Raw genomic sequence first — 26,340 nt, forward strand, 5'->3', positions numbered from 1 at the left:
CGGCCTGGGAGGCTGGCAGCTATGGAGGGACTGGAAATATGGATATGAACACGCTTCTTCCGATCATTATTCAGGTGATTACGGGCATCATCGGTGGCCAGGCGGTGGGTGCGGCTATCAAGAGTGCGGCGATGGGGCAGCTTACCAAAATCCTGGGTGGCGCTGTCGGCGGCGTCGGCGGTGCGGCCATCCTCAACAGTCTGCTGGGTGGCGCGGTCGATCCGGCAGCAGCCGCCACGGCGGCAGGGGCCGGCAGCGCGTTGAACATTTCAAATATCGTTGGCGGTGCCGGCGGCGGCGCCATCCTGACCGGCATCATCGGTGCGGTCATGAACGCGATGAAGAAATAAGCTTCGACGTTTCAGGTTTTCAAATGGGCGGCTTCGGCCGCCCATTTCGTTTGCCGTTTGTGGGAGCGGTGGACGCCGTTCGCGTGTGTCTCTACATCAGGGCCTGGTTCAAGGTTGGAGCTCTCCTGACGCGTTCGAGGGGACGCGCAGCACTCCGACAGCGTGAAAGGACGAATATGGGTCAGCTCAACGCCGGCATCGTGCCGGTCACGCTGTTCCAGCAGAACTGCACCATCCTCTTCGACATGGACGACAGACAAGGCGTTGTCGTCGATCCGGGCGGTGACATCGACAAGGTGCTGGCGGCGCTCGAGGACAATGCGATCACTGCCGGCGCGATCTGGATTACCCATGGCCATATCGACCATGCCGGCGGGGCCATGGAACTGAAGGAGGCGCTCGGTATCGAGATCATCGGTCCGCATGCCGCCGACCGGCCGCTGCTCGCCAATCTCGAGAACCAGGCAAAGCGCTACGGCATCACCGATCCCGTGCGCAACTGTGTCCCCGACCGGTTCCTTGCCGAAGGCGAGACCGTTTCGTTCGGCTCACACGAGTTCGAGGTGCTCCATTGTCCGGGCCACGCACCCGGCCACGTCGTCTACTATAACCGGGCGGCGAAGTTCGCGCATGTCGGCGACGTGCTGTTCCGCGGTTCGGTCGGCCGCACCGACCTGCCGGGCGGCGACCACGCCGCGCTGATCGCCTCGATCAAGGAGAAGCTTTTGCCGTTGGGCGACGACATCGGCTTTATCTGCGGCCATGGTCCCGGCGGCCGTTTTGGTGAGGAGCGGCGGAGCAATCCTTTTCTGGTCTGAAACCGCTTGCCGGAAACAAAAAGCGCGGCCTGTGCGACCGCGCTTTTTTCCGACGGGAAACTGCCTCCGCTAATTGGCGGTGCAGAAATGCTGTTCGCCGTCATAGCCGGTGAACGTGCCGGTACGGGCGTTGAAGCTCCGGTAGCGGTCCGAGCAGTATTCGTACCAGCCGCGGGTCCACGGCTCCGCATAGCTTTCGGCATAGGCCACTCGCGGCTGCACGTAATAACGGCGTACCGGGGCAGGCCTGTAGTATTCATCATCATAGGCCGGGTCGTAATAGCGGGGCTGCGGGTTGGCGAGAGCACCGCCGATCAGGGCACCGGCCGCAAGGCCGAGCACGCCGGCCGCAACGGCGTCGCCGTGGCCGTGGTGGCGGCGGTGATGGCGCCATTCGTCGGCATTGGCCGCGGGCAAGGTCGCAAGCGTGGTCGCAACGACCGCGGCGGACAGGATGGCAGTCTTGAAAATTCGGTTCATGTCGGTCTCCTTCGTGCCGGCCCGGGTCGTTTTCGGGGGATGCGGTCCGGCTTTAACGAAGATTAATATGCGACCGTGGCTGAACGGGGGCTGAACGAAATTTGACCAGGCGGTTCATCTAACTGGGCGGTTCAAGCGTGCGGCAAACACCGCAGGCCAGACCGGCCCACGTCCATTCTGTCCGGGGGTGGTTCAGCCGATCGACAGGTTGACGGCTTTCGGACCCTTGCCGCGCTTGTCCGGCTCGGTGTCGAATGTCACTTTCTGCCCATCCTCAAGACCGGGAAGACCCGACGCCTGCACGGCCGAAATATGGACGAAGACATCCTTTGCCCCGTCGTCCGGCGTGATGAAGCCGAAGCCCTTGGCGTGATTGAAGAATTTGACGGTGCCGGTCTGCGGCATGGGAAGCTCCTTTGATCCCACAAGTCCAGTCTCGGGCCGGCAAATGCCCGGACGGAAATTTGTCCTTTATTTTAGTGCCATCGGCAAGAGAAAGTTTTGCGGGTGCGGGCAAGCATCCCGGAACACAAAAGGCGCGACGAAAACCGCCGCGCCTTTACAGAATTCAAGTTCACTCCAAAAGCCTTGCAGCATCCTCACACCCCGAAAGGACGCGCGGCACGCTGTGGTTTCAGGCAGCGCGGAGATTGACCGCTTTCGGACCCTTGCCCATACGGTCGGGCTCGACATCGAAGGTGACCTTCTGACCGTCGACAAGCGTGCGCAGCCCGGAAGCCTCGATCGCCGAGATGTGGACGAACACATCCTTGGCGCCGCCATCGGGCGTGATGAAGCCGAAGCCTTTGGTAGCGTTGAAGAATTTAACGGTGCCGGTCTGGGCCATTGGGGAAACTCCTTCACCCGTGTCAGTCTTGGTGGTTCCGCCCGCCGCCTGGCGCCGTGGGCAAGTCCCGGTGGTTGCTTCGGCAGTCATGCATTGGCGCATGGGTAAAACCCCCCGCCGAAAACGGGGCTGTCAGAGATTCACAGTATCGGGGAAAGGTCGTCCAAAACGTTCCGCTCTCCGGGTCGCAAATGCCCGAACACAAAATTTATCGCACGGAAACGTGATGCTTGCAAGACACAGCCGCGGGCGGCCCCAACAGGCGCATCCCGACGCATCGCACCGATAGTCCCGGTTCTCTGCGCGGTCATCGGCCAGACTTCACCCAGGCATGGTCCAGCCAACGGGGCAGGTGCTGTCTTGGCTTGCGCCGGCATACCGCCCTGGCTCGCCAGTTGCAAACAGGGGTTGCATCTGGCAGCGGAATGACGAGGATCGGCCTGACCCAGGCACCATTTGTGCAGGCAGGAGTTTCGAGGGAGGGAACATTCATGCGGTTTCTTGCGGCAATCTTTCCGCGGCAGGTTTTTTCCATCCTGTTCCTGTCGGCAATTCTCGCAGCCTGCACCGTCGTGGTGGATGATGAGGGGCCGGGGCCGCGCCCGCCACGGCCGGGGCCGCAATTCTGCACTAGGCAATATGACCCGGTCTGTGCCCGGCGCGGCGGCGACCGCCAGACCTTCGCCAATGCCTGCCTTGCCGAACGGGCCGGATACCGCATCATTCGCGAGGGCGAGTGCCGCGGCGGTGGTGGTGGCGGTGAGGAGCAGACATTCTGCACCCGCGAATACCGCCCGGTCTGTGCCCGTCGCCATGGCGAACTGCGCACATTCCCCAACGAATGCGAAGCCCGCGCGGCGGATTATCGCGTCGTCGATGACGGGCCCTGCTAGCGCACCGACCTACAGCCTGGCCGGATAAGCACCATCTGGGGGCCGGCGTAGAGCTCAGCGCCGTTCCCGTTGGAGATGCGCAGGCGACGCAGATCTGCGGCACCATCAGCATGTGAAGCAGCGTTGCGGCGCGTCGGCTCAGTTGGCCGGGTTGTCGACCGGTTCGAGATTGTCTTCCGTGGTGACCCGCTCATAGGTCTCCTGATCGCTGCGGATGCGATATTGCGGCGAGCCGTCCTTGACCGGCAGCCGGCTCTTGATCTGGAACAGCTCCGCGGTCTTTTGGGCAAGGCCGGTGCGGCTCTTCATGCGGACGGTCTGGCCGACGGTGAAGATATGCGCCGGCGTGTCCGTGCGCCGCGCATTCTGCTGGAAGCGGATCATGTGACATTCTCCTGGTCGTGCCGAAGCGCTGCGTCGAGCTCGGCATGGTCAATGGCGACAAGCTGGCTGGTCGCGCTTTTCACTGTCCTTGCCGGCAGATGGATGAAAGTGGCGACGCGGCGCCAGGCAGGCCAGGACATGCCGTCGATCAGTTCTTCGTCGTGGTCGATGTCATAGTCGCCGGCCGGCTGCACGCCATCCAGCCCGCCAAGCACGAAAGGTGCCGCGAAATGCGCTATGGAATGGGTGGTGCGAGCAGACATTCTTGTGCCTCGAAGTTCTCGCTTGTGCCTTGAAGTTCTCGTGCCTTGAAGTTTCTTTCCGGCCTGCCCCGGAAGCGGAGCCTGCATTGCGGTACCAGGTGTCGGCGATTTGGATAAGTTTGGCGGGCCGAGAATCCCTGACACCGCGGGGCCAAGCATGGCCCAAAACGGTTTCATACCAATAGTCTGAAAATACGGCTTATTCAAGAAGTTTTCGGCCTCTTACCCCTACCAACGTCAAATTACTTTTCTATAGTTATCCGCAGAACGATGATACGGTCCCGGTGCACCTCAAAAATTGTTTGAAGAACTTCCGAAAAAATTCCTCCGGCATTTGTATTTATCTAGCAATGGAAGGAAGAGAGTCATGAACTCCGCAAGAACACCGGATGTCCCGACAGTTGCAGTCAGTCCTGTCGCAAAGCCGATAAAGGTCTTGTCGCCGCGTCTCACGATAAGAAGCGACGAGGCGGCAAGGCGAAGGATTGCCGACACCGACGGCACGGCGCGGCGGGCGCGCCAGCTTGCCGAAAGCAACCGCCTGATTTGACGCGCAAGCCATGACGCTCAATTTTCCCAATCCCAGCCGCTCCTATGACGCGGCGGCCAAGCGCATTCGTTTCGTCGGCCATGACGGCATGCTCGAAGTCCCGTTCTTTGTCGAGGTCGCGGCACTTTCGGCGGCAAACCCGGCAGCAAGCGGAGCCGAGGCCGAATTTCTCAGCGCCTTCGACGCCAAGCGTTCGTCGATCCACGAGATTGCGCGCCAAGCCTACTCGCACGGCCGCAGGAACATGTATGTGCTGACGCCGGCCGACTTTCGGTAGGCTCCCCCCGGGTTCGAAGGTTTGCTTCGCAGCGACCGCCGTCTGCTCTTGCACGCGCCGCAGCGATGGCCTAGATCGCGGCAGGCGGACAACACGGCAGGTTTCCCATCAACAGAGATCCGAGACAACCGGCAGGCGCACGTTACGGCTCAGGCGGACAGCCGCCGCTGGGGCTCGACCAGCACGTGCAGCAGGCGCTGCAGCTGCACCAGGCCGGGCGCCGGCAGGAAGCCGAGGCGCTTTACCGACAGGTGCTGGCGCAAAAGGCCAACCACCCGGCTGCTGCGCATTTCCTCGGGCTTCTGCTGCACCAGACCGGGCGCAGCGCCGAGGGGCTGGCGCTGATCGAACAATCGGTGCGTCTGCAACCGAACAATCCGGATTTCCTCAACAATCTCGGCACCGTGCTGCGCGACCTCGGCCGGGTCGCGGCCGCCGCCGATCTCTTCCGCAAGGTGGTGGCGATTCGGCCGGACCAGCTGGCGGCGCGTGACAATCTCGGCTCGTCGCTGAAGCAGCTCGGCCAATTCGAAGGCGCCGAGGATATTTATCGCGGCACGATCGGCCGCAACCCGTTCCATGTCCGCGCCCGCGTCGGGCTTGCCGAAACGCTGCAGGAAGCGGGCCGGCTGGATGAGGCACTGGCTGTCTTTCGCGAGGCGCTGACGATCCGGCCGAAGGATGCCGATCTTTTACACGGCCTGGGTGTCGGGCTGATGGAAAAGGGCAATCTCGACGAGGCTGCGGATCTTTTCAGGCAGGCGCTGGCTGTGGACCCCGGCATGGCGAGGGCCTGGCTGATGCTTACCCAGGTCAAGCGCCAGAAGGAGCGCGACGCCGAGCTTGCCCGCATGGAGGCGGAGCACGCCAAGGCGCCGCAAGGCAGCCTGGCGCGCATGCAGCTTTCCTTCGGTCTCGGCAAGGCCAATGACGACCTCAGGCAGTATGGCCGCGCCTTCGACTATTTCGCCGAAGGCAACGCGATCCGCCGCCAGGGCATCGACTACGACGCCGGCAAGACGCGCGGCGAGTTCGAGGCGATGAAGGCGGTGTTCGACAAGGCCTTTTTTGAAAGGCACAGGCCGAGCGAGATAGCCGACGACACGCCGATCTTCGTCGTCGGCATGCCGCGTTCCGGCACCACGCTGGTCGAGCAGATCATCGCCAGCCATCCGCAGGTCTATGGCGCCGGCGAGCTCAGCATATTGAAGACGGCGGTCGGCAAGCAGTTTCCGCTCAGCATGAAGGGCGGCTTTCCCTGGGGCATCGCCGACATGCCCGACAAGGCCTATGCCGAGGCCGGCCAGGCCTATCTCGACATGCTGCACGCCCGCTATCCGGGTTCTCGGCACGTCACCGACAAGATGCCCGGCAATTTCCTCTTGGTGGGCTTCATCCATTTGATGCTGCCGAAGGCCAAGATCATCCATTGCTCGCGCGATGCGGCGGCGACCTGCCTGTCGATCTACAAGGTGCACTTCCGAGGCGAAAGCCATCGCTACGGCTACGATCTCGACGAGCTCGCCGATTTCCACAATCTGTACACCGACATCATGGCGCACTGGCACGCCGTGCTGCCTGATGTCGTGCACGACGTTCGCTACGAGGATTTCGTCGCCGACCAGGAAGGCCAGTCGCGGGCGCTGATCGCCCATCTCGGCCTGCCGTGGGACGACGCCGTGCTGTCGTTCCACCAGACCGACCGGCCGGTGCGAACGGCGTCGGCTGCTCAAGTGCGCCAGCCGATGTATCAGGGCTCGGTCGACCTGTGGAAGCGCTATGGCGACCGGCTGAAGCCGCTGCACGACAAACTTGATCGAGGGGCGCCTACAGCTCGATGAAGGGCTGAAAACCGCCAAAGATCATGCGCTTGCCGTCGAACGGCATGGTCTCCCAGTCCGACTTGAGGCGCGGGTCGGCCATCACCTTGGCCATCGCCGCGTCGCGGCTCTGGCGCGATTCGTAGACCACCCATGAGAAGATGACGACCTCGTCGTCCTTGGCCTGTACGGCGCGCGGGAACGAGGTGAGCTCGCCATAAGGGACGTCGTCGCCGACGCATTCGACGTAGGCAAGAGCACCGTGCTCCTTCCAGACGGCGCCGCCGGTTTCCGCCAGCTTCTTGTAAGCATCGAGCTTTGCCTTCGGTACGGCAAGTACGAAACCGTCGACATAGGACATCTGATTTCCTCCATGCGATCGTTTTCCTCTCCCTCTGGAGCGGGAGAGGTGATTTCAGACACAGCCTGTGTGGAATGCTAAGCTGCTTTCACCGGTGCGTTCATTGCCCATTCGACGCCGAACGGATCACGCATATTGCCCCAGCGATCGCCCCAGAACATCACCTGCAACGGCACGACTTCCTTGCAGCCCGCCTCGACGGCTCGCTGCCACCAGGCGTCGATGTCGTCGCTGCCGAGGTGGAGCTGCATGGTGTAGCCCTGCGGCTTCACAGCGGCCATTCCATGCTCGGGATAGAAGTCGGAAAGCATCAGGGTCGAACCGTTGATATGGAGATGGATATGCATGGTACGGCCCTGTTCGTCCGGCGGATAGGCAAAGACCTGCTCGGCACCGAAGGCCTTTTGGTAAAATTCTGCGGCTTTGAAAGCGCCGTCCAGCTGAAGGTAGGGCGTCAATCCGCCAAGCACTTTGGCGGCGGGCTGGGTCTGCGGCTGGTCATTCATGTCATGCTCCTCTTTGCGTCTGGTTTGCCTTTGCGAACCACAGGACGAACGGAACGGCGACGATCCTACACGGCCGATGGTTTTTTGGATTCGAAATGGCGCCTGCCGCGACGGCCAACTGCCACCTTTCAACCTTCGATGCGAATCCGCGGGCTGTTTTGCGCGTCGACGACGATTTCCGGCCAGCCAATATCTTTGCGCAGCTCGATCGGCAATGAAAGGATGGCGCGTTCGCTGCGATAACGGGCGCGAGCCGCCGAGTAACGCGTCACGGCGTGACCTATGGATGACAGAATAGACATGATGCTTTCTCCTCAATTGGCGCCGGCATCACCGTGTCGGCAACCCAAGGACGTGGCATGCGATCATCATCCGACAGAGCGCCGGATTTTTTTCCGCAAGCCTTCAGCCGCCGGCTTCGGCAACCTCCCGGAAGAACACCTCCGGGCTGTCGATCTCGGTCAATCGCCGTTTCTCGATCAGCCAGATGCGGTTGCCAACCGCGCGGATGAAGGAGCGGTCGTGCGAGGCAAGCAGGCAGCTCGCCTGATGTTCCAGCGATTCCGCTTCCAGTGCTTCCTGACCATCGATATCGAGGTGGTTGGTCGGCTCGTCGAGCAAATAGAAGTTGGGGTTGGCGAGCCTCAGCGCCAGCATCATCAGACGCGCCTTCTGTCCGCCCGACAGCACGCCGATCCGACGCTCCTGCATGTCGACGAGCATTATGCAGTCAACGATGAATGGTACCTGAGAAGCCGACGTCCTCTTGCACCCATTGGGGTGTTCGGCAAAAATACTGCCGGACCAGCGTGGTGTTACGCGGCTGCGGATCTTCTGGATGCGACACAGAGAACCACTCTACCGACGGGAAAACACGCGAACCCACGGCGTTCGCCATGGCGGCGGCGACTACAAATTTTCCCGGCATATCAAGAAAGAGGACAAGACGAGCCGCGGCTCCATGCATGGCGAAAAACAATGGGGCCGCGACTACACGCCGTTGTTCAGATTCCTGCTTTCGAAAGTTGGACAGGATTGGTCCGATGTTCACAGTCAGGCAGTGGCGCGACTGGATCGACCGGACCCGATTTTCTGGATCGTTGCACTCAACGATGCCGACAAGCACTCGTTCGTCCGAGTGGGAGAAAATTCATATTACAGTGGCCTGTACTTGGATCAGGACAATCGCCTGGCGCTGGTCGATCCCGAACTCAGGTTGGAAGACATGAAGCCAAGCTGTTCCTGTTGTACACAAACGTTCAATGGTGTTCCATTCATCCGAAAATACGAAGCAGGTTAGGGCAGAGCCTCGCCGCGCCTTTCAGCCTCACCTGATCCCTGCGGCCCAAGCCACAGGTCGTCCTCGCCGCTGCGCAGTCGCTTCATCACGCGTTGCATGGGCCAGCAGGTAACGCCGCTTCCAACTTCGAGAGCCGCGTTGATTTCCCCTTCGGGATCATCATCATTCGTCAGCCAATGCCCACCAAGTTCCCTGCGGAGCACCTCGCCGCAATAGCTGCCCAACGCAAACAAGCGCGGCCCGATATCTTGCGACATCAAACCGGCGGAGATGGGCTCCCCGTCCTTCGTCTGCTCGCGAAAGAAGCGCTCCACCTCCGATATGCTCCGTGGTGTGAAATTCGCGTCATAGCCCGAACTTTGCAGTGCTTTGGATATCCACTGCGCGGCTATCGGAATGTCATCCTGCAAGCGCCGCGGCGCGTTCGTCGTTTGAGACGCCGCGCGGGGCGGCAGGAAAGCTGCGGCGACGGCTGCGAGAAGTCCAAAGAAACGACGCGTCATCATCTGCACCCACCCAAGCGATGGCATGAGAATAGCTGTGGCTTCAAAGGAGCGCCACGGCGGATTGCCGGAGGCAATGGCAATGACGGTTGGCATTCGGCAGGACTGTCACACGGACCTCAAGTGGCCACCGCTTACTCCGTATTCCTTGTTCAAATCCAGCAGGAAATGTCCGAACACCGAGCTTCTGCTGAGATCGACAACGATCACAAGAAGGGCGTTGAACCTGCCGGTGCCAATCAAAACCTGATCAAATCGGTTTTGGGCGTCTCGGTAGACATAGTGGACGTCGTTCAAATATGGCAGCCCGATCTCATCCAGATCCAGCGCCTCGACATATGGCCATATGTCTACTGCAGCCTCTGCCGTGGCGGTGACGTTCGTCATAGGCTCCGCGAAGCAAGCCTTGAATTCGTCTTCCTGAAGTCTGCGAGTGACGACCATCAAGCATTCTAGACACCGGTTGAGAATGCTCGCAACAGGTATGCAGCCCGTTTACCGCCCCGGCCGACCCGTCTTGCCGGGCCGGCGCTTTTCACGGCGGGCGTCGGCGGGGTCTTCGTAGGAGCCGATGCCGGCGCGCTGGCGGACAATGGGTTTTGCAAAATCGCCGTGTTCCTTCGCGCCCCCCTCTGTCCTGCCGGGCATCTCCCCCACTTGGGGGGAGATCGGCTGCGGCTTCGCCGGCACTTTTCCCTCGACCGGCTTCTCGGTCCGCCGCACGGTCATCTCATCGAGCGAGTTCTTCTTGAACAGCGGCTTGGTCGGTTCACCCGGGATGCCGAAGTCGGAGCCGTGCGCTTCTTGCGCCGACTGTTTCTTGAACAGCGAACGCGACACCGCGCCTGACGGCGTCGGCATGTCGGTGCCTGGTCCCATATCGTCCAGCGACGGCTTGGCAAACAACCGCTTCTTCACCGGCACGGCGCCGTCGGCGCCCATTTCGTCGAGCGCCGGCTTGTGGAAGAGGTTGGACCGGGTAGCCTTGGTCGCCTCTTCGGCGGCACGTGCCTCGTCGAGCTTGCGGAAACGCTCCTGTTCCTCTGATGTACGATGTTTGGCCACGCCCTTGTTGTGCTTGCCCTTTTCGCGGCCCGAGACTGGGCTTTCCATGTCGGCATATTTGGCCAGCGGATCGTCGGAGATGGACAGCTCCATCTCGCGCAGCCGCTTGATCTCGTCGCGGATGCGGGCTGCCTTCTCGAAATCGAGGTTGGCGGCGGCGTCGCGCATCTGCTTGTCCAGGGCGTCGAGATGCGCCTTCAGATTGTTGCCCATCATCGCGCCGGCGCTGTCGGTGAACTGCGAGATATCGGCGCGGACATGATCTTTTTCGTAGACCGAGTCCAGGATGTCCGAAATGCGCGACTTGACCGATTCCGGGGTGATGCCGTTGGCCGCGTTCCACTCCATCTGCTTTTCGCGACGGCGATTGGTCTCGGCCATTGCCCGCTCCATCGAGCCGGTGATCTGGTCGGCATAGAGGATGACCTTGCCGTCGACGTTTCTGGCGGCACGGCCGATGGTCTGGATCAGCGATGTCTCGGAGCGCAGGAAACCTTCCTTGTCGGCATCGAGAATGGCGACGAAACCGCATTCGGGAATGTCGAGGCCTTCGCGCAACAGGTTGATACCGACGAGCACGTCGAAGGCGCCGAGGCGCAGGTCGCGCAGGATCTCGATACGCTCCAGCGTGTCGATGTCTGAGTGCATGTAGCGCACGCGAATGCCTTGCTCATGCAGGTATTCGGTCAGGTCCTCGGCCATGCGTTTGGTCAGCACGGTGACCAGCGTTCGATAGCCGGCCCTGGTGGTCTCGCGGATTTCGCCGACAACGTCGTCGACCTGGCTCTTGGCCGGGCGCACTTCGACCGGCGGATCGATCAGGCCGGTCGGGCGGATGACCTGTTCGGCAAAGACACCGCCGGACTGCTCCATCTCCCAACCGCCGGGCGTTGCGGAAACCGCAACGGAAAGTGGGCGCATGGCGTCCCACTCCTCGAAGCGCAGCGGCCGGTTGTCCATGCAGGACGGCAGGCGGAACCCATACTCGGCCAGCGTCGCCTTGCGGCGAAAGTCGCCGCGATACATGCCGCCGATCTGCGGTATGGTGACGTGACTTTCGTCGACAAAGACCAACGCATTGTCGGGGATGTATTCGAACAAGGTCGGCGGCGGATCGCCCGGCTGGCGGCCGGTCAGATAGCGCGAGTAATTCTCGATGCCGGCGCAGGAGCCCGTCGCTTCCAGCATCTCCAGGTCGAAGCGGGTGCGCTGCTCAAGCCGCTGCGCCTCGAGCAACCGACCGGCCCGTTCGAGTTCGACCAGCCTGTGCTTGAGCTCTTCCTTGATCGATTTGATGGCCTGATTGAGGGTCGGACGCGGCGTCACATAGTGCGAATTGGCGTAGATCTTGACGCTCTTCAGCTCGCCGGTCTTCTGTCCCGTCAGCGGGTCGAATTCGGTAATCGCCTCGATCTCGTCGCCGAACAGCGAGATGCGCCAGGCGCGGTCCTCGAGGTGGGCCGGGAAGATCTCGATCGTGTCGCCGCGCACCCGGAACGAGCCGCGGACGAAGTTGATGTCCTGGCGCTTGTACTGCTGGGCGACGAGGTCAGCGAGCAACGCGCGCTGGTCGAGCCGGTCGCCGATCTGCATCTGGAAGGTCATCGCCGTGTAGGTCTCGACCGAGCCGATACCGTAGATGCAGGACACCGAGGCGACGATGATGACGTCGTCGCGCTCGAGCAGCGAGCGCGTCGCCGAATGGCGCATGCGGTCGATCTGCTCGTTGATCGAGGATTCCTTCTCGATGTAGGTGTCGGTCCGGGGCACATAGGCCTCAGGCTGGTAATAGTCGTAGTAGCTGACGAAATACTCGACGGCGTTTTCCGGGAAGAATTTCTTGAATTCGGAATAGAGCTGCGCGGCCAACGTCTTGTTGGGCGCCAGGATCAGAGCGGGGCGCTGCGTCTCCTCGATCACCTTGGCCATGGTGAAGGTCTTGCCCGAGCCCGTGACGCCGAGCAGAACCTGGGTGCGGTCGTTGCTGCTGACGCCCTCGACGAGATCCTTGATCGCCGTCGGCTGGTCGCCGGCGGGCTCGAAATCCGAGACCATCTTGATGGCGATGCCGCCTTCGGATTTTTCCGGCCGGGCGGGACGGTGCGGCGTCCACAGCACGCCGTCCTTATGCAACGGATTGCCGGATTCGATCAGCGCCGACAGCGCCGCGACGGTGGCGGTGACGCCGCCCGAGGCCATTGTCTCGGCCTCTTCCAGTGAGACATCGAGGCCGGCGACAGGGTTGAGACCGGCCGCAGTGCGCTCCCGCGCCGAAGCCGCGCCGCCCATCGAGGTACCGCGTGCCGTACGGCCGGGGGAAGAGGAGCGCTCGGGGATTTTCTTCGCCGGCTTCGGCGATTTGCCGCCGTCTTTGCCGGAAACGCGCCCTTCCTTCTCGGCTTCCTGCTCTATCTGCTCGGCCCAGTCGGCGATCGAGCCGGTCAGCGGCGCGCCGGTGAACTCGGCCTGCGGCGCCTCGGCAAAGCCGCCCTTGTACAAGGGCTCCGACGCATCGAGGAAATCGGTCAGCGGACTGCGCCGCTTGGGCGGCGAAGCGCGCTCGTCATTCGCCGGCGGAGGCGTTTTCTTGTCGGACAGTCTGGCCATGGCCCGAATATGGGAGGTATCGGCCAAAATGGAAAGAGCGGAGTGGCGGGTGGCGCGAGGCGCAATCCAGCTGCTGACAGAAGGGTGTCAGGAGCACCCTCCACGTTTCCCGCTCAATTAAACCAAAGCGCGAACGTCAGAAACCCGGCGCCGCCGAACTGGCGCTGGATCTGGTTGAACTCCTCGCTGGTGAGAATCTTCCCGCGCTCGAGATAGGGCGCGATGGCCGGGCCGGTGATCGACAGCACCAGGTCGAAGGTTTTTGGCTCATCAAAGAAGCGTTTCATGTTGATGCCTTTGTCGGCGATGCGGAAATGCGGCAGCAAGGTGCGTCCCTCCAGCAGATCCTCGGCCATGGCCAGGGCGGCGAGCCAGGCCTGTACCTGCTGCTCACCAACTTCGAGACCGGTCAGCGGGCTGGCGCCTTTCTGCTGCGGCCCGGGCAGCCATTCGCGGTCATTGTCGGTTTCGGCGCGGATGGCTTTCCAGTCCTCGCGCGACAGCCGGATCATTTCCATGAGATGGCGGCGCGCCGCCTGCCGGCGCTCCGGCTCGACCACTTGCCAGTTGATGAGATGCACCAGCGAGATGAAATCGGCGATGCGCCATTCGGACGACAGAATGCCGCCGCTCATGCCGCCGTCCGGCGGAACGAGCGTGTCCTGCAGCGGTAGTTTGGCGCGCGGGAACAGCATATGGAAGGAGCCGTCGAAGGTGTTGCTGAAGTCATGCGCCAGCCAGAAGTCGGCCTGCGCCATCAGGAACTCGGCATAGCCCTGCAGCCAATAGCCGTCGGCGCGGTCGAAGCGGAAGATGAGGGCGGGTGCGGCCGCGTCTGGCGCACCGCCGCCGCGTGACAGAGACGCCATGATCGCCGCGGCGCTTTCGTCCGGCGCGATCGTGCCGTCCTCGTTGAGGTCGATGCCGAGGCGGGTGAGGTCGATGACCATGCCGATGTCCGCGTCGGCGGGTACCGAACCCAGCGTGGCTGCGGATTTCTCCAGCCGGTCGCGGAAGGCGACGAGAATGGCGCGGAATTGTTCGTAGGTCAGCGGCTCGGGATTGGCATTGTCCGGCACCGGCAGCCGCATCAGCGGCAGCATGAACGATTGCGGGCTGTCGAAACCGTGGCGGTGCAGACCGCCGGCCAGGACCTCCAGCGCGGTGAAGAATTGGCCGGCGCCGGCGGCGTAGGCGGCTGCCGGATCGCTTGGTGCGGTGGCTTCCAGGGCGGCAAGAGCGCGGTCGCGTTCGGCTGCGGTTGTTGCCTCGAACAGGGCCGCCGCTTCGGGAGCCGCGGCGCTGGGTGAAGCCAGCGGCAGGAGAAGAATGATGGCGCACGCCACCAGCCTGGAAAAACGCGTCATCGTGATCGCCCCTTTTGTCGCTCCGCAGTGGATCATACACGCATTTGGCTCACGGCGCCTGTTACCTTCGGACGGGCCGGTCATCATTTCATTTATGCTAACAGTCGAAGCTTCAATCAATCCGGCAGACGGTCTACACAGGGCAAACCATTGGGCGTCGCGTGTCGAACTATCCGCTTTCCTACAAACTGTCGTGGCTGCCGCGCTTCCTCCGGCCTTCGCTCAATGGCGACGCGCGCGGCTTTGCGCCGGCGGCTGCAGCCCTGCTCGAACCACCGCCGGCGCGGACGGTGCGGCTGGCTTTCGTCGGCGATATCTCGGCGGTGGCCAATCGCCGCGCGCCGGACTGCGATCCGGCGATTGCGGCGCTGTTCGCCTCGGCCGATCTGGTGGTCGGCAATTGCGAAAGCCCGGTGGTGGAACGGCCGAGCGCTGTTTTGGGCACCAGGCTTGGCACGCACCACGCGATGAGCGAGCGGTTCCTTGCCGAGGCGCTGGCCGCCGTCGGCATTTCGCGTGAAAAACTGGTGCTGTCGCTGGCCAACAACCATGTGCTCGACCAGGGCATCGCCGGTTTCGATGAGACCGTCGCCGCGCTGGCGCGGCTCGGCATCCGTACTGTAGGCGCCGCGGCTCCGGTCGAGCGGTTTGCGGTTGGTTCGCTGACGATAGGCCTTGCCGCCTTTACCTTGTGGCGCAATACCGACGAGGCTCAGTTCGCGGGCCGAGTCTCGATGCAAGCCGATCCGACGCAATGGCCGCACGCTGCCGCTTCGGGTGTCGACCTCCTCTGCGCGGTGCCGCATTGGGATTGGGAATTCCGGCATTTTCCACGTGCGAAGACGCGGGCAATGGCGCGACTTCTGGTCGAACATGGCGTCGGCCTGATCGCCGGACATCATGCCCATGTCGTGCAGCCGATCGAGCGGATCGGCAAGACGCTCGTTGCCTATGGGCTCGGCGATTTCATCGGCACCGCCTTCGCGCGGCAGCCATGGCCCGGCCGCATCGGCGCCATTCTCGTCGTCGACATCAGCGACGATCCCGGCACGCGCGGGGCCATCGCCGCCTACCGGCTGCATGCCTTCATGCGGCTGCGCGCCGGCGATCACGAGCGGCTGGTCCCGGTTGAAACGCTGGCGGGAAAATCCAGGCAAAGGGTTCTAGCCCGCCTCGATGCGGTCTTCGGTGCCGTGCGCTGACGCAGTCCACCAAACCGGCTATCATGCCCAGCGCGGGCAGGCTTGTGGCGGCGGGTGGGTGATGGAAACTGCGGATTTCATGCCGAGCGAAGCGGTGATCGCCGGCCTCAGGAAGAACATCGAGGCCTATGAGGCGCAACGAGCTTCGGCCCATCGCCGGACGCGCTGGCGGGTGCCACTTTTCATCGGGCTGGTGCTGGTGTTCGTGGCGCTTGTGGCCTGGCTCTTCAACGGGGTTGCCGACCCCAACGAGCAGTGGTTCTCGACCCCGCATGTGTTCCTCTATATCGGCGGATTCCTGGCGGCGATCCTGCTCTATTTCCAGGCGATCAAGCCGGCGAGCAAATTGCAGCAGTCGTTTCGCAGCACGCTGTTGCCGATCATCTTCGGCTTCATCGACGAGATGCGGTACCGGCACAACGTCAAGCCGAATTCGTTCGACGGGCTGCCGCGCGAGACGGTTGGCCCGTTCAACCGGCAGTCTTTCGACGATGTTTTCTCCGGCCGCTACGACGAGTTTCCGTTCGAGCTCTATGAAGCAGATCTCCGGGAAGGGACGGGCGGAAGCATGACGGCGGTGTTCAAGGGCGTCATCGTCGCCTTCGAGACGATCGCGCCGTTCCCCGGCACATTGGTGGCCGCGCGCCGGACCAACAAGGCCGTCGGCTTCCTCCGCGGCATCTTCGGCAGCAAGATGCAGGAACTGTCCAGCGGCGTGCCGGAGCTCGATGCCGCCTACGAGTTCCGCACCGACAACATCGAAGCGGCGCGGCCGCTGGTAACCGGCCGGCTGGCGCAGGCGCTCGAATGGCTTGGCGAAACCCGGCCGAACGATCCGGCGCGCGTCGCGCTCAGCGGCAGCGACGGTTTCCTGCTGCTGCCGCAGACGAAGAACTTCTTCGAGCTGCCGGACATCTCTGTGCCGCTCGACTATGTCGAGCATGTTGCACCGATCATCGCCGACATGGCCACGATCCTGGCGACCGCGGCGCTGGTGCGCAAGATTGGGGCGCAGGACGAGGAGGCGGGGTAGCGGCTAAAGCGCCTCGCGCTCGGACATCAGCAGTCGAAGCCGTAATTGTCGCGGAGATAGTCCGCGTCTTCCTTCGACATCTTCTTGAGCATCACACAGACGGTAAAGCTGCCCACCTGATGGCCGTTCTTGGTGTATCCCCAGTCCGAAATTTCGTCCCGGGTGAATTCGATCTCCTGGCCGGCGACGACGTTGTGCACGGCCTGCGGCTCGTTTGCTAAAATTCCGGCAAATCCGCTCGCCGTTCGGTGAAAGGGAATGATCCAGAAATGTTCCGTCGCGGTTCCGTCTTCGATCCTTACCTTCAATTTGAACGTGGCTGTTCCGGACGGCGGCGCCTCGGACAGGATCAGGAAGTCATCCAGGCTGGCGCGGGCCTGCTCAATCGCCGCCGCCATCTCCGGATCGTCCCTTGCCACACCGAGGACTCCCTTCTCACCGCTTTGGGCGTCGGCTGAGACCGGAGCAGACGCGAGTAGCAGGGCAATCGTGGCACGGACGGCAAGCTTCATGGTGCGGCTGCTTTCGACGCTTTCGCCAGAACGACTGTGATCATCATTTGCCGAACGTCTGATGGCAACTGGTTTTTGTCTCCATCAGGCGCTATTCCTGGGATAGCGGGGGTGGGGCTATGATCGAGGAACGCAAGGGGTTTCGCCTGTCGCGGCGGCTGCTGCTGGGTGCGGCGGTGGTCGGCGGGGCGATGCTGTGGGGCGGGACAACCGTGGCGCGGCTGGCGCGCGGTCCGTCGGGGCAGAAGAATTCCGGGCGCATCGCCGACATTGACGGGATCGACCTGGCGCAGAAGCCGCTGGAGGGCCCGCCAGCCTACGATCCGTCGCTGCCATGGCTGACCAAGGGCGGCGACATCAACGATGCCAGCGGCCTGTCGATGACGCCGGTCTACGGCGTCGTCGAAGTCAGCGAGGAAGACCACATTGCAAGCGCGCTCGCCTTTGCCCGCACCAATGGCCTGAAGGTCTCGGTCGCGGCGGTGCGCCATTCGATGGGCGGCCACGCCTTCGACGATAACGCGCTGGTCCTCGACATGCGCAAATTCAACAAGGTCAGTGTCGACCCGACGGCGAAGACGATCACCTTGCAGCCGGGCGCGCGCTGGCACGACATCCAGAACCTTTTGCACCCGCGCTTCGCGGTGAAGGCGATGCAGTCGACCGACATCTTTTCGGTCGGCGGCTCGCTGTCGGTCAACGCGCATGGCATGGACCACCAGGCCGGCTCGGTCGCCGGCTCGATCCGTTCGATGCGGGTGATGCTGGCCGACGGCTCGGTGACGACCTGCTCACCGGCCGAAAATACCGAGCTGTTCCGCCACGTCGTCGGCGGCTACGGCCTGTTCGGCGTGGTGCTGGAGGCGACACTCGACATCGTCGACAACGCCGTCTACCGGACCTCGCGCGAGATCATCAAATCGGACGATTTCCCGACGTTCTTCGCCGAGGTTCTGGAGCCAAACAGGGCGATCGGTCTGTTTTATGGGCATCTGTCGACTGCGCCGGGCAATTTCCTCGAGGATATGATCGTCTACCGCTATGACAAGGTGGCCGACCAGCCGCCGGCCGACCAGCCGGCAATCGGTGAACCGGGTTCGGTCGGGCTCAAGCGGGTGATCATCAACCTGGCGAAATGGGGCAGCCTGTTCCAGGAGCTGAAATGGTTCACCGAAAAGACGCTGGAGCCGCAATTCGAGAGCTGCACAGTGGCGCGGACGACGGCAATGGCCGAGGGCGAGGCCTGCCTCGTCACGCGCAACAATCCGATGCACGATTCAGTGCCCTATCTGTTCAACGATCTGCTCGATGAGACCGACATCCTGCACGAGTATTTCATCCCGCGGGCGGCCTATAACCCGTTCATCGCGGAAGCGCGCGAGATCCTGCGCAACCAGACCCTGCCGGTGCTCAACGCCTCGGTGCGCATCGTCCACAAGGAGGATGTGGCGCTGAATTATGCGCCGGAGCCGGCCTATTCGCTGGTGCTCTACATCAATCAGCCGACAGACGCCGACGGCAATGCCAGGATGCGGGCACTGACAAGGGCGCTGATCGACGTGACGATCAAGCATGGCGGGCGTTTTTTCCTGCCCTACCAGCTCCACTACACAGGCAAGGAACTGCTTGCCTCCTATCCGGAACTGCCGTCCTTCCTGGCGAAGAAGCTGCAATACGATCCGGGCGAGCTGTTTTCGTCGATTTTTTATCGCGCCGTCAAGGCATTGATCGGCACGGCCTGAAGCGGCGGCTACAGACCGTCAGGCAGCTTCGCCGCCAGCCAGTTCGCCGAACGCCTGGCGATGCCGATCGTTGCCGATGCGGCGCGGCCGAGATCGGTCTTGACCACGGCGTAGCCGGCCTTCGTGCGGTAGAGCAGGGCGCTGCCGCCATCGACCGCCGCTTCATAGGCGACCGGCCGGACGGCTTCCGTTTCCGTCGCCGTGGCCTGCGTTCCGACCGCAGCACTGGGCCGATGGCTCAGTTCCGGTGGCAGCGGGTCTGTCGCTGCGGTGCTGGCCGTCGTCAATTCAGGCTCGGAAGCGGTCGCAGCGAGCTGCGATGACGAAGACGAGTTCTGTGTCCGGCAGATGCCGGAGACCAGCGGATAGTCGAAATTGCGCTCGTGCAGCATCTGGCTTTTCATCGCCGCTTCGCATTCGGCGATGGTCGACCATTTGGCGGGCGTCTCGCCGATATATTCGCAAAGCCTGGCGTCGCAGTCGCAGCCGACGATGGTCATGGCGACAAGGGCGGTCTTGATCACGGTCTTGTCCCTCCGAGTTGCCTGGCACATGTGCGCAAGACAACGTGTCTACGGCATCATCAATCGTTGCGGAACAAGGCGGGATTTGGCCGCGATTGTGGAATGAGCGTGGCGGAGCATCACGCAACGTCTTGCCGAGGCCGGCTGTGACCGAAAGGCCTCAGTAATCGTAGACATGCTCGAGCCTGGCGCCCGCCGTCATCAGCGCCGGCAGCACGATGTGCAGCTTGCGCACGGCGACGGTCAGGCCAGTGCGGCGCGTGGAGGGTTCCGCCGGAAGCGGGTAGCTGAACAAGGTGCGTGCACCTTCGGGAACATTGATCTCATCATTGGAAAGCATGGTGACCATGATCTCGTCATTGCCGCCGATCTCGACGAAGGAGACGCCCTTGCCGATCAGGCGCGGGATCATGTCGGTGAACACCTGATAACGCCTGGTGACGAAGATCGCGCCGTCGGCGCCGAGATCGCGCTCCAGCAAGGTGTCGGGTTCGTTGCGCGTCACCTCGCCGACCGGACCCTTGGCCCAGACATGAATATCGAGCAAGGCGGGATCGGTGGTGGCGGCGAGCGCCGACTTGATCAGATCGGCATAGCCCTGCTTGATGGTGTCGGCGAGGCCGAAGGCGAGCTTGCGTTCGCCGGTGCGGGCGGCGCTGTCGTCCGCTGCCGGCTGGACGGCAAACAGGCCGGCACGCTTTTCGGCATAGGGAAACTGGTACCACGGCACCTGGTCGAGAAAACCGGCATAATCGGCCGCCACCTTGGCCTGGTAGATGTCGACGGCGGTGCGCTTGCCGGCTGTCGCTTCGGTGACGCGGCCGATCGTATTTTCATAGGCCCACTGGATGGCGTGCTCGATCGTGTGGCTGGTGCCGATGATCACCAGCATCTGGTGGTTGTCGAGGTTGAACTTATAGGTGGAACTGGCGCGGGTGACCATCGCGTAATCCTGCCAGAAGCGGCCGATATAGGAGAGATAAGGGAAGCCGCTCGGCTGGTTCTTGTCGACAAAGCCGGCATATTCGCGGGCGGCGTAGACGATGGCCCATTCCGGATAGGTGAGAAAGGTCGATTCCTCCGGCCGCTGGTAACCGGGGATCTCGGCGCGGACCTTGTCGGCCAGCGCCTTGGGCGGGGCGCCATCGGCGACGCCCGGCATTAGTGTTGTGTCGAGCGACGGCGTCGTCAGGAAACCGTAGGCCAGCCCGGCGATCGGGATCAACACGACAATGACGACGAGCCAGAGGATCGCCTTGATGATGCGCTTCAGCCAGCGGAACAGGAACATGGCCGGTCAGGCCGTGGCGAAATGGTCGTACACACGTTTCGACAGCCAGAACCCGACGTAGACGGCGAAGCCGCCGATGAAGATGTGCGGCAGGTTGGCGAAGAAGCGGGCCGGGAATTCGATGTCGTTCAGGGAGCGGAAGCCGTTGATGAAGATGCCGCCATCGAGGCAGCCGGAACCGGTGACCAGGCCGAGCACGCCGTCGAACAGATAGACCGAGCCGAACAGCTTGAAATAGAACACCGCCTGGCGGTGCGAGATGAAGGCGGCGGCCAGCGCCCAGACGCCGGAGAAGGCGTGCAGCAAATCGTCGTACCATTGCAGCGAGAACAGGCCGAACAGATTGCCGCCGGCGTCGTTGAAAGCCGGCACATAGCCGATGGCAACAACGCCGAAGAACAGGAAAGCATAGGCAACAGCAAGCTTCTGGATGAGCGTCATGAAATGTCCCCCTGCCGTCAGCCCCTTTAAACGGCCCCCGACGACAAATGGATAGTAGCTGATTTTGGCGCAGCGTGAAGCGTCGCCGGCAAAATCGTCAGGCGGGGCCACAAAGACAGTCGGCGCCGGGATTTCTCCCAGCGCCTCCCTGTCAGATCAGGACACGGTCGCGGCAGCAACTCCCGAAAGATGTCGCGCCATGCCGGCCTTGATTTTGACGGTCCTGCCAGTCGCCACCCGAGGGCAGCGTCCGTTCCGGACCACGCCGGTCTCCACTCTTGCGAGCTTTGCCCAGCGCGCCATCGAAGGTTTTTGCCGTCCTTCATGGCAGCATCGGTCCGCCGTCGGCGTTCGCACGCTTTCCGCGGCCCCGTAGGTCTCGGCGTCCATCCCTCCAACAAGCAAGCCTGTTCTCGTTCAGGGCCGTACGGGCCTCAGGAAATCCGCCGTTCCGCTTTGCCTTTCGGCGTGGCGATCGGTAGCCGCCTGAGATGGGTTTTAACGTACGTCGGATAAGCGTTTGGCGGAACTGCCGCATGCCTGTGGATAGCGGGATTATCGGGGACTGACCCTGCCAAAATAGCGACTTTCCGATCTCTGCCGCCGCCGGTCGGGATTTGCCGCCTCGATGCCGAAGCCGCATTGTCGGGTAATCGACCCTTGCCCCGCAGGCCGGCGCGGGCTTCAATGCCGGCAAATGATTGGAAGGCGTGTTCGATGGCCTTGGGGAGGCAGGCTTGAAGGTCGCGGTGGTTCTCAATCCGATCGCCGGCGGCGGCAGGCTCAAGCGGCATTGGCCCGAGGTTGCGGCTTCGCTGAAAAGACATTTCGGTGATTTCGAGCTGCGTGAAACGCAGGCCGAGGGGGATGCCGAACGGCTGGCGCTCGACCTTGCCGCCATCGGCTTCGAGCTGGTGATCGCGGCCGGCGGCGACGGCACCGCAAGCGAAGTCGCCGACGGGCTGCTGAAGGCTTTCCGGGAAAGCGGCCGGACGGCCGAACTCGGGCTGCTGCCTTGCGGCACCGGCATCGACTTTGCCCGCGGGCTCGGCCTGTCGAACAATGTCGATCTGACGCTGAAGCGGATTGCCGAGGCCAAGCCGCGCAAGGTCGATGCCGGCTGCATCAGCTATGTCGACGACCATGGCGCACTGGCCAGCCGCCATTTCATCAACATCGCCAGCCTCGGGCTTTCCGGCGCTACCGACCGTGCCGTCAACGCCGACAGGCGCAAGGGCAAGGTTTCGGCCAAGGCACTGTTCTACTGGCGCACGGTCTGGGAATTCCTCCGCTATCGGTTCCAGGAGGTTGCGATCACCATCGACGACGGTGCCCCGGTTGAGGCGCGCATGGCATTGGTGGCGGTGGCCAACGGCAAATTCTTCGGCGGCGGCATGATGATCGCGCCCGACGCCGAGCTTAACGACGGCGAGTTCGACATCGTCATCCTGCGCGCCGCCGGCAAGCTGAAGCTGATCTGGGACATCCGCCTGCTCTATGGCGGGCGGCACCGCAACCATCCTGCGATCACCATCCTGCGCGGCAAGAAAGTGGTTGTCGAGCCGCTCGGCGATCTGCAAAAGAACGCCGCGCTGATCGACATAGACGGCGAATCGCCGGGTCGCATACCAGCGACCTTCGAGATCCTGCCCGGCGCATTGACGCTGAGATATTGAATCAAGGCGTTGAGACTTTGAATCCGGTCGTTACCGCCTTGATTCCGGAGATACATTCAGCGCTTTGAAATTGCTGATATTCTGCCTGATGTCAGACAACCCCGGTCGGGCCAGTTGAAACGGACATGAATGTTCTCGATCATTGAATACACCGACAGTCATTTTGACGGGGTTGATACGCTTTGGCGGGACGCATTCCCCGATGACAGCCCTTGGAACGCGGCTCATATTTCGATTCCCGAGAAGCTGAGATATCAGCCGAACCTCTTTTTGGTTGTGCTTGAATCTGGCCGGGTCGTCGGTTCGATTATGGCCGGATACGATGGCCACCGGGGCTGGATCTCCCGGACCGCCGTCCTGCAATCCCATCGCCACAAGGGGATCGGCGAGGCCCTCATCCAGGAAGTCGAAAAACGGCTCGCTGCCCTTGGCTGCGTAAAGATCAACCTCCAAGTTGTCGCTTCCAACTCAGCGGGCCTCGGATTCTACCGCAAGTGCGGGTATGAGGTCGAGCAGCGCGTGAGCATGAGCAAACTGCTCTCCAAGGCCTGAGCTGGCATGGACGGTGACGGCAAAGCCGTTGTGGATCAGGTTGGCGGCGAGCTGGCCGCCGAGATGGCCAAGACCGACGAAGGCATAGCTCTGACGCGCGCTCACGGCATCAACGGCGTCTGCATCATCTGCAAATGCAGGTCCTTGCCGGTCCAGGGATGCGCCTCGCAGACGGCTTCGTCGAGTTCGACGCCGAGGCCCGGCTCCTTTGACGGGATGACGTTGCCGTCCTGCCATTCGATCTTCTTCTTGAGCAGCTTCGCGTGAAAACCGCCCCACTGTTTCAGCGATTCCAGAATGAGGAAATTGGGCAGCGTCACCGCAAGCTGGATGTTGGCGGCGCCGACGATCGGTCCGCAATAGCAGTGCGGCGCGACCTGGATGTGGTAGGCTTCGGCCATGGCGGCGATCTTCTTGGTTTCGAGAATGCCGCCGGAGCGGCCAAGGTCGGGCTGAAGAATGGTCGCCGCACGGTTCTCGATGACGCGGGCGAACTCAAATTTGGTTGTTAGCCGCTCGCCGGTGGCAATCGGGATCGAGGTCGCGCGGGCGACCTGCGCCATCACCTCGGGCATGTCGGGCGGCACCGGCTCCTCGAACCACAGCGGATCATAGGGCTCGATGGCGCGGGCGAGGCGCAGCGCGCCCGATGCGGTGAACTGGCCGTGCGTACCGAACAGGATGTCGGCTCTTGTGCCGACCGCCTCGCGGATCGCCTTGACCATGCGGGCGGAGAGGTCGATGTCGACGAGGCGCGGCTGGTGGCCGTCGAAGGCGGTGTAGGGGCCGGCTGGGTCGAGCTTGACCGCGTTAAAACCCTGCTCGACATATTCGAGCGCGCAGGCGGCGGCCAGATCGGGGTCGTTGTAGACGTTCTTGCCGCGGGCGTCCTCCGAATGGACGCTGCCGCTGTGCGGGTAGAGGTAGGTATAGGAACGCAGCGTTTCGTGCACCTGGCCGCCAAGCAGCTTGTAGACCGGCTTGCCGGCCTCCTTGCCGATAATGTCCCAGCAGGCGATTTCGAGCGCCGAGAAACAGCCCATGCCCGACACGTCGGGGCGCTGGGTGAAGCCGGATGAATAGGCGCGGCGGAAGAAGTTTTCGACGTCGTGCGGATCGCGGCCGACGAGATAGCGCTCTGCCATGTCCTCGACCATTTTTGCGGTGACATGTGCCGAGAAGGTGGCGTTGTAGGCCTCCCCATAGCCGACGACGCCGCCATCGGTGGTGAGCTTGACGAAGATGAAATACTTGCCGCCGATGCCGGGCGGCGGATTGCCGACCACCCAGGTCTTGACGTCGGTGATTTTCATTTCTGATCCTCCAGAACCAGTTCGGCGCCCTTCCATCCGGTCATGATCGCGGCGGCGTTGGTGTTGCCGGTTATGTTGTCGGGAAAGATCGAGGCGTCGATGACGCGCAACGCCTGGATGCCGTGTACCTTGAGGCGCGGATCGACGACGGCGTGCGCCGCGTCCGGCCCCATGCGGCAGGTCGAGACCGGGTGATAGACGGTGCCCGAGCGCTTCCTGAAATCCTGAATGAGATCCGCGTCGGAGGTGATCGAGGGACCGGGCAAAACCTCTTCCTCGATGATCTCGGCCATCGCCGGCATCGAGGCGATCTTCCTGACGAATTTCACCGCCGCCAGCATTTCAGCGACGTCCGCCTCGGTCGAAAAGGCATTGGCGACGATTTTGGGATAATCGCGCGGATTGGCGGAACGGATCATGATTTCGCCGCGGCTCGACGGACGGCAATTGGACAGCCCGATGGAAAAGCCCGGCCATGGATCGGGTGTCAGGATCGGGCGTTCGCCGCTCTTCGGAATGACGGTTGAAAACGCCTGGAAATAGAGCTGCATGTTGGGCCGTGCCGTGGCCGGATCGGTGCGAAAGAAGCCGCCGGCATTGTTCATCGACAGCGACAGCGGGCCTGAGCGCAAAAACACGTATTGCATGCCGACCAGCAGCTTGCCCCACCACGGGCGCAGGATCTGGTTGAGCGTCGGCAGCCTGCCCTTGAACGTGTAGTTGATGCCGACATGGTCCTGCAGGTTTGCCCCGACATTCTCGTTGGCGTGAACGACGGGAATGCCGAGCGCGCCAAGAAGCGCCGACGGGCCGACACCGGAAAGCTGGAGAAGTTGAGGCGAATTGACCGAACCGCCCGACAGGATGATCTCGCGGCCGGCGCGGGCGGTTTTCGTCGCGCCATTCTGGAGATATTCGATGCCGACGGCGCGTTTGCCCTCGAACAGGATTTTTGTCGCTAGGGCGTTGATCTCGACGCGGACGTTTTTGCGCTTCATCGCCGGGCGCAGGAAGGCGCGCGCCGCCGACATGCGGCGGCCGTTCCTGGTGGTGATCTGGTAGGCGCCGACGCCTTCCTGCGAGGCGCCGTTGAAATCCGGGTTGAGCGGCAGGCCGGCCTGGTTGGCGGCGGCGAGATAGCGCTTGGTGAGCGGATGGACGGAGGTCGAGCAGTCGGTGACATGCAGCGGCCCGCCGACGCCGCGCCATTGGTCGGCGCCGGCCTGGTTATCCTCCAGCGCCTTGAACGCAGGCAGCAGGTCGTCGAAGCCCCAGCCGGGATTGCCGGCCGCTGCCCAAGCGTCGAAATCCTCACGCGCGCCCCTGATCCAGACCATGGCGTTGATCGAGCTCGAGCCGCCGAGCAGCTTGCCGCGCGGCCAGTGGTCGACATTGCCGGCCAGGCCCGAATCCGGCTCGGCCTTGTAGTTCCAGTTGACCGCCGGGTCGAAGAAGGTCTTGCCGTAGCCGAGCGGCATCTGCACGTAGAAGCGACGGTCGCTGCCGCCGGCCTCGAGCACCAGCGCCGAGAAGCGGCCGGAAGCCGACAGTCTCTCGGCCAGGACCGAGCCGGCCGAACCGGAGCCGACGATGATGAAATCATAGGTCTGCATGATGGATGCGGCTGGCTCCGAATTTCAGGCTGCAGCCTAGACGCCGCAAG

At 62.7% G+C, this 26,340-nt stretch carries 31 protein-coding genes; 12 read left to right on the forward strand and 19 right to left on the reverse strand.

Features of this window, described 5'->3' with window-relative positions; all coding sequences use genetic code 11:
* Window positions 1-38 precede the first annotated feature (38 nt).
* The gene (locus NKI54_RS02915; protein WP_023678412.1) at window positions 39-350 is read left to right on the forward strand and encodes a hypothetical protein; all 312 of its coding nucleotides are present in this window, start codon (window positions 39-41) and stop codon (window positions 348-350) included.
* Window positions 351-526: 176 nt separating this feature from the next.
* Window positions 527-1,168, forward strand: coding sequence for an MBL fold metallo-hydrolase (locus NKI54_RS02920; protein ID WP_352690630.1), 642 nt, complete (start codon window positions 527-529; stop codon window positions 1,166-1,168).
* A gap of 69 nt (window positions 1,169-1,237) precedes the next feature.
* On the opposite strand, the gene NKI54_RS02925 is transcribed toward NKI54_RS02920, so the two are convergent.
* From NKI54_RS02925 to NKI54_RS02935, 3 genes are all read right to left on the reverse strand, one after another.
* Entirely contained in the window at window positions 1,238-1,648 is a 411-nt protein-coding gene (locus tag NKI54_RS02925; RefSeq protein ID WP_352690632.1) for a BA14K family protein, read from the reverse strand.
* 192 nt (window positions 1,649-1,840) lie between these two features.
* Complete coding sequence (locus NKI54_RS02930; protein ID WP_006202521.1) at window positions 1,841-2,053, reverse strand: cold-shock protein; 213 nt, start codon at window positions 2,051-2,053, stop codon at window positions 1,841-1,843.
* 229 nt (window positions 2,054-2,282) lie between these two features.
* A complete protein-coding gene (locus tag NKI54_RS02935) occupies window positions 2,283-2,495 on the reverse strand; it encodes a cold-shock protein (protein ID WP_006202520.1) in 213 nt (70 codons plus the stop codon).
* Between the two features lie 491 nt (window positions 2,496-2,986).
* On the opposite strand from NKI54_RS02935, the gene NKI54_RS02940 reads away from it, so the two are divergent.
* Window positions 2,987-3,388 carry a Kazal-type serine protease inhibitor family protein gene (locus tag NKI54_RS02940; protein WP_023678409.1) on the forward strand — a complete coding sequence of 134 codons (402 nt, stop codon included), beginning with the start codon at window positions 2,987-2,989 and terminating at the stop codon, window positions 3,386-3,388.
* 138 nt (window positions 3,389-3,526) lie between these two features.
* On the opposite strand, the gene NKI54_RS02945 is transcribed toward NKI54_RS02940, so the two are convergent.
* Together NKI54_RS02945 and NKI54_RS02950 are read right to left on the reverse strand one after the other, a co-directional pair.
* Entirely contained in the window at window positions 3,527-3,772 is a 246-nt protein-coding gene (locus NKI54_RS02945; protein WP_023678408.1) for a hypothetical protein, read from the reverse strand.
* Entirely contained in the window at window positions 3,769-4,035 is a 267-nt protein-coding gene (locus tag NKI54_RS02950) for a hypothetical protein (protein ID WP_023678407.1), read from the reverse strand. Before NKI54_RS02950 ends, NKI54_RS02945 begins: the two co-directional genes overlap by 4 nt.
* A 367-nt stretch (window positions 4,036-4,402) precedes the next feature.
* Here NKI54_RS02950 and NKI54_RS02955 point away from each other — a divergent pair, with 367 nt between their 5' ends.
* The 3 genes from NKI54_RS02955 (at window position 4,403) to NKI54_RS02965 (ending at window position 6,703) form a co-directional block, all read left to right on the forward strand.
* The gene (locus NKI54_RS02955; RefSeq protein ID WP_023678406.1) at window positions 4,403-4,585 is read left to right on the forward strand and encodes a hypothetical protein; all 183 of its coding nucleotides are present in this window, start codon (window positions 4,403-4,405) and stop codon (window positions 4,583-4,585) included.
* Window positions 4,586-4,595: 10 nt separating this feature from the next.
* Window positions 4,596-4,862: a DUF1488 family protein gene (locus tag NKI54_RS02960; RefSeq protein ID WP_023678405.1), complete on the forward strand. Its 267-nt coding sequence runs from the start codon at window positions 4,596-4,598 to the stop codon at window positions 4,860-4,862.
* 185 nt (window positions 4,863-5,047) lie between these two features.
* The gene (locus NKI54_RS02965) at window positions 5,048-6,703 is read left to right on the forward strand and encodes a tetratricopeptide repeat-containing sulfotransferase family protein (protein ID WP_352690634.1); all 1,656 of its coding nucleotides are present in this window, start codon (window positions 5,048-5,050) and stop codon (window positions 6,701-6,703) included.
* On the opposite strand, the gene NKI54_RS02970 is transcribed toward NKI54_RS02965, so the two are convergent.
* The 4 genes from NKI54_RS02970 to NKI54_RS02985 form a co-directional block, all read right to left on the reverse strand.
* Window positions 6,690-7,043 carry a DUF1428 domain-containing protein gene (locus NKI54_RS02970; protein WP_352690636.1) on the reverse strand — a complete coding sequence of 118 codons (354 nt, stop codon included), beginning with the start codon at window positions 7,041-7,043 and terminating at the stop codon, window positions 6,690-6,692. The two genes, NKI54_RS02965 and NKI54_RS02970, sit on opposite strands and share 14 nt — an antisense overlap.
* Window positions 7,044-7,120: 77 nt before the next feature.
* Entirely contained in the window at window positions 7,121-7,549 is a 429-nt protein-coding gene (locus NKI54_RS02975) for a VOC family protein (RefSeq protein ID WP_023678402.1), read from the reverse strand.
* A 128-nt stretch (window positions 7,550-7,677) separates the two neighbouring features.
* Entirely contained in the window at window positions 7,678-7,851 is a 174-nt protein-coding gene (locus NKI54_RS02980) for a hypothetical protein (RefSeq protein WP_023719167.1), read from the reverse strand.
* A 103-nt stretch (window positions 7,852-7,954) separates the two neighbouring features.
* Window positions 7,955-8,398: an ATP-binding cassette domain-containing protein gene (locus tag NKI54_RS02985; protein ID WP_352690695.1), complete on the reverse strand. Its 444-nt coding sequence runs from the start codon at window positions 8,396-8,398 to the stop codon at window positions 7,955-7,957.
* Between NKI54_RS02985 and NKI54_RS02990 the strand changes: the two genes are divergently transcribed.
* Window positions 8,388-8,849, forward strand: a complete 462-nt coding sequence (locus NKI54_RS02990) for a hypothetical protein (RefSeq protein WP_352690638.1) — start codon at window positions 8,388-8,390, stop codon at window positions 8,847-8,849. The two genes, NKI54_RS02985 and NKI54_RS02990, sit on opposite strands and share 11 nt — an antisense overlap.
* Here NKI54_RS02990 and NKI54_RS02995 read toward each other — a convergent pair.
* From NKI54_RS02995 to NKI54_RS03010, 4 genes are all read right to left on the reverse strand, one after another.
* Window positions 8,846-9,448 carry a hypothetical protein gene (locus NKI54_RS02995; protein WP_352690640.1) on the reverse strand — a complete coding sequence of 201 codons (603 nt, stop codon included), beginning with the start codon at window positions 9,446-9,448 and terminating at the stop codon, window positions 8,846-8,848. The two genes, NKI54_RS02990 and NKI54_RS02995, sit on opposite strands and share 4 nt — an antisense overlap.
* Window positions 9,449-9,460: 12 nt before the next feature.
* Window positions 9,461-9,739, reverse strand: coding sequence for a hypothetical protein (locus NKI54_RS03000; protein ID WP_352690642.1), 279 nt, complete (start codon window positions 9,737-9,739; stop codon window positions 9,461-9,463).
* A gap of 108 nt (window positions 9,740-9,847) precedes the next feature.
* Window positions 9,848-13,024 carry an excinuclease ABC subunit UvrB gene (uvrB, locus tag NKI54_RS03005; RefSeq protein ID WP_352690644.1) on the reverse strand — a complete coding sequence of 1,059 codons (3,177 nt, stop codon included), beginning with the start codon at window positions 13,022-13,024 and terminating at the stop codon, window positions 9,848-9,850.
* Window positions 13,025-13,137: 113 nt separating this feature from the next.
* Window positions 13,138-14,391 (reverse strand): hypothetical protein, encoded by a 1,254-nt coding sequence (locus NKI54_RS03010; protein WP_352690646.1) that lies wholly within the window; start codon window positions 14,389-14,391, stop codon window positions 13,138-13,140.
* 161 nt (window positions 14,392-14,552) lie between these two features.
* Here NKI54_RS03010 and NKI54_RS03015 point away from each other — a divergent pair, with 161 nt between their 5' ends.
* Window positions 14,553-15,593 (forward strand): CapA family protein, encoded by a 1,041-nt coding sequence (locus NKI54_RS03015; RefSeq protein ID WP_352690647.1) that lies wholly within the window; start codon window positions 14,553-14,555, stop codon window positions 15,591-15,593.
* Between the two features lie 61 nt (window positions 15,594-15,654).
* Window positions 15,655-16,626, forward strand: coding sequence for a DUF3137 domain-containing protein (locus NKI54_RS03020; RefSeq protein WP_352690650.1), 972 nt, complete (start codon window positions 15,655-15,657; stop codon window positions 16,624-16,626).
* A gap of 26 nt (window positions 16,627-16,652) precedes the next feature.
* On the opposite strand, the gene NKI54_RS03025 is transcribed toward NKI54_RS03020, so the two are convergent.
* Window positions 16,653-17,138, reverse strand: a complete 486-nt coding sequence (locus NKI54_RS03025) for a YegJ family protein (RefSeq protein WP_352690652.1) — start codon at window positions 17,136-17,138, stop codon at window positions 16,653-16,655.
* A gap of 119 nt (window positions 17,139-17,257) precedes the next feature.
* On the opposite strand from NKI54_RS03025, the gene NKI54_RS03030 reads away from it, so the two are divergent.
* Entirely contained in the window at window positions 17,258-18,880 is a 1,623-nt protein-coding gene (locus NKI54_RS03030) for an FAD-binding oxidoreductase (protein WP_352690654.1), read from the forward strand.
* 8 nt (window positions 18,881-18,888) lie between these two features.
* Here NKI54_RS03030 and NKI54_RS03035 read toward each other — a convergent pair whose 3' ends face one another.
* The 3 genes from NKI54_RS03035 to NKI54_RS03045 all read right to left on the reverse strand — a co-directional run bounded on the left by NKI54_RS03035 (window position 18,889) and on the right by NKI54_RS03045 (window position 21,136).
* Window positions 18,889-19,404, reverse strand: a complete 516-nt coding sequence (locus tag NKI54_RS03035) for a hypothetical protein (RefSeq protein ID WP_352456941.1) — start codon at window positions 19,402-19,404, stop codon at window positions 18,889-18,891.
* A 160-nt stretch (window positions 19,405-19,564) separates the two neighbouring features.
* Window positions 19,565-20,695 (reverse strand): hypothetical protein, encoded by a 1,131-nt coding sequence (locus NKI54_RS03040; protein ID WP_352690656.1) that lies wholly within the window; start codon window positions 20,693-20,695, stop codon window positions 19,565-19,567.
* Between the two features lie 6 nt (window positions 20,696-20,701).
* Window positions 20,702-21,136 (reverse strand): hypothetical protein, encoded by a 435-nt coding sequence (locus tag NKI54_RS03045; protein WP_352690658.1) that lies wholly within the window; start codon window positions 21,134-21,136, stop codon window positions 20,702-20,704.
* 737 nt (window positions 21,137-21,873) lie between these two features.
* Between NKI54_RS03045 and NKI54_RS03050 the strand changes: the two genes are divergently transcribed.
* Window positions 21,874-22,812, forward strand: a complete 939-nt coding sequence (locus NKI54_RS03050) for a diacylglycerol/lipid kinase family protein (protein ID WP_352683501.1) — start codon at window positions 21,874-21,876, stop codon at window positions 22,810-22,812.
* A gap of 129 nt (window positions 22,813-22,941) precedes the next feature.
* Window positions 22,942-23,364: a GNAT family acetyltransferase gene (locus NKI54_RS03055; RefSeq protein ID WP_352690659.1), complete on the forward strand. Its 423-nt coding sequence runs from the start codon at window positions 22,942-22,944 to the stop codon at window positions 23,362-23,364.
* Window positions 23,365-23,465: 101 nt separating this feature from the next.
* Here the strand turns inward: NKI54_RS03055 and NKI54_RS03060 are convergent, their stop codons facing one another.
* Window positions 23,466-24,677, reverse strand: coding sequence for a mandelate racemase/muconate lactonizing enzyme family protein (locus NKI54_RS03060; RefSeq protein WP_352690661.1), 1,212 nt, complete (start codon window positions 24,675-24,677; stop codon window positions 23,466-23,468).
* On the reverse strand, window positions 24,674-26,290 hold the full coding sequence (locus NKI54_RS03065; RefSeq protein ID WP_352690663.1) for a GMC family oxidoreductase: 1,617 nt from the start codon (window positions 26,288-26,290) through the stop codon (window positions 24,674-24,676). Before NKI54_RS03065 ends, NKI54_RS03060 begins: the two co-directional genes overlap by 4 nt.
* Window positions 26,291-26,340: the final 50 nt, after the last annotated feature.

Origin of the sequence: Mesorhizobium sp. M0663 (assembly GCF_040320585.1) — a bacterium.
In the GTDB taxonomy this organism is placed as follows: Bacteria; Pseudomonadota; Alphaproteobacteria; order Rhizobiales; family Rhizobiaceae; genus Mesorhizobium.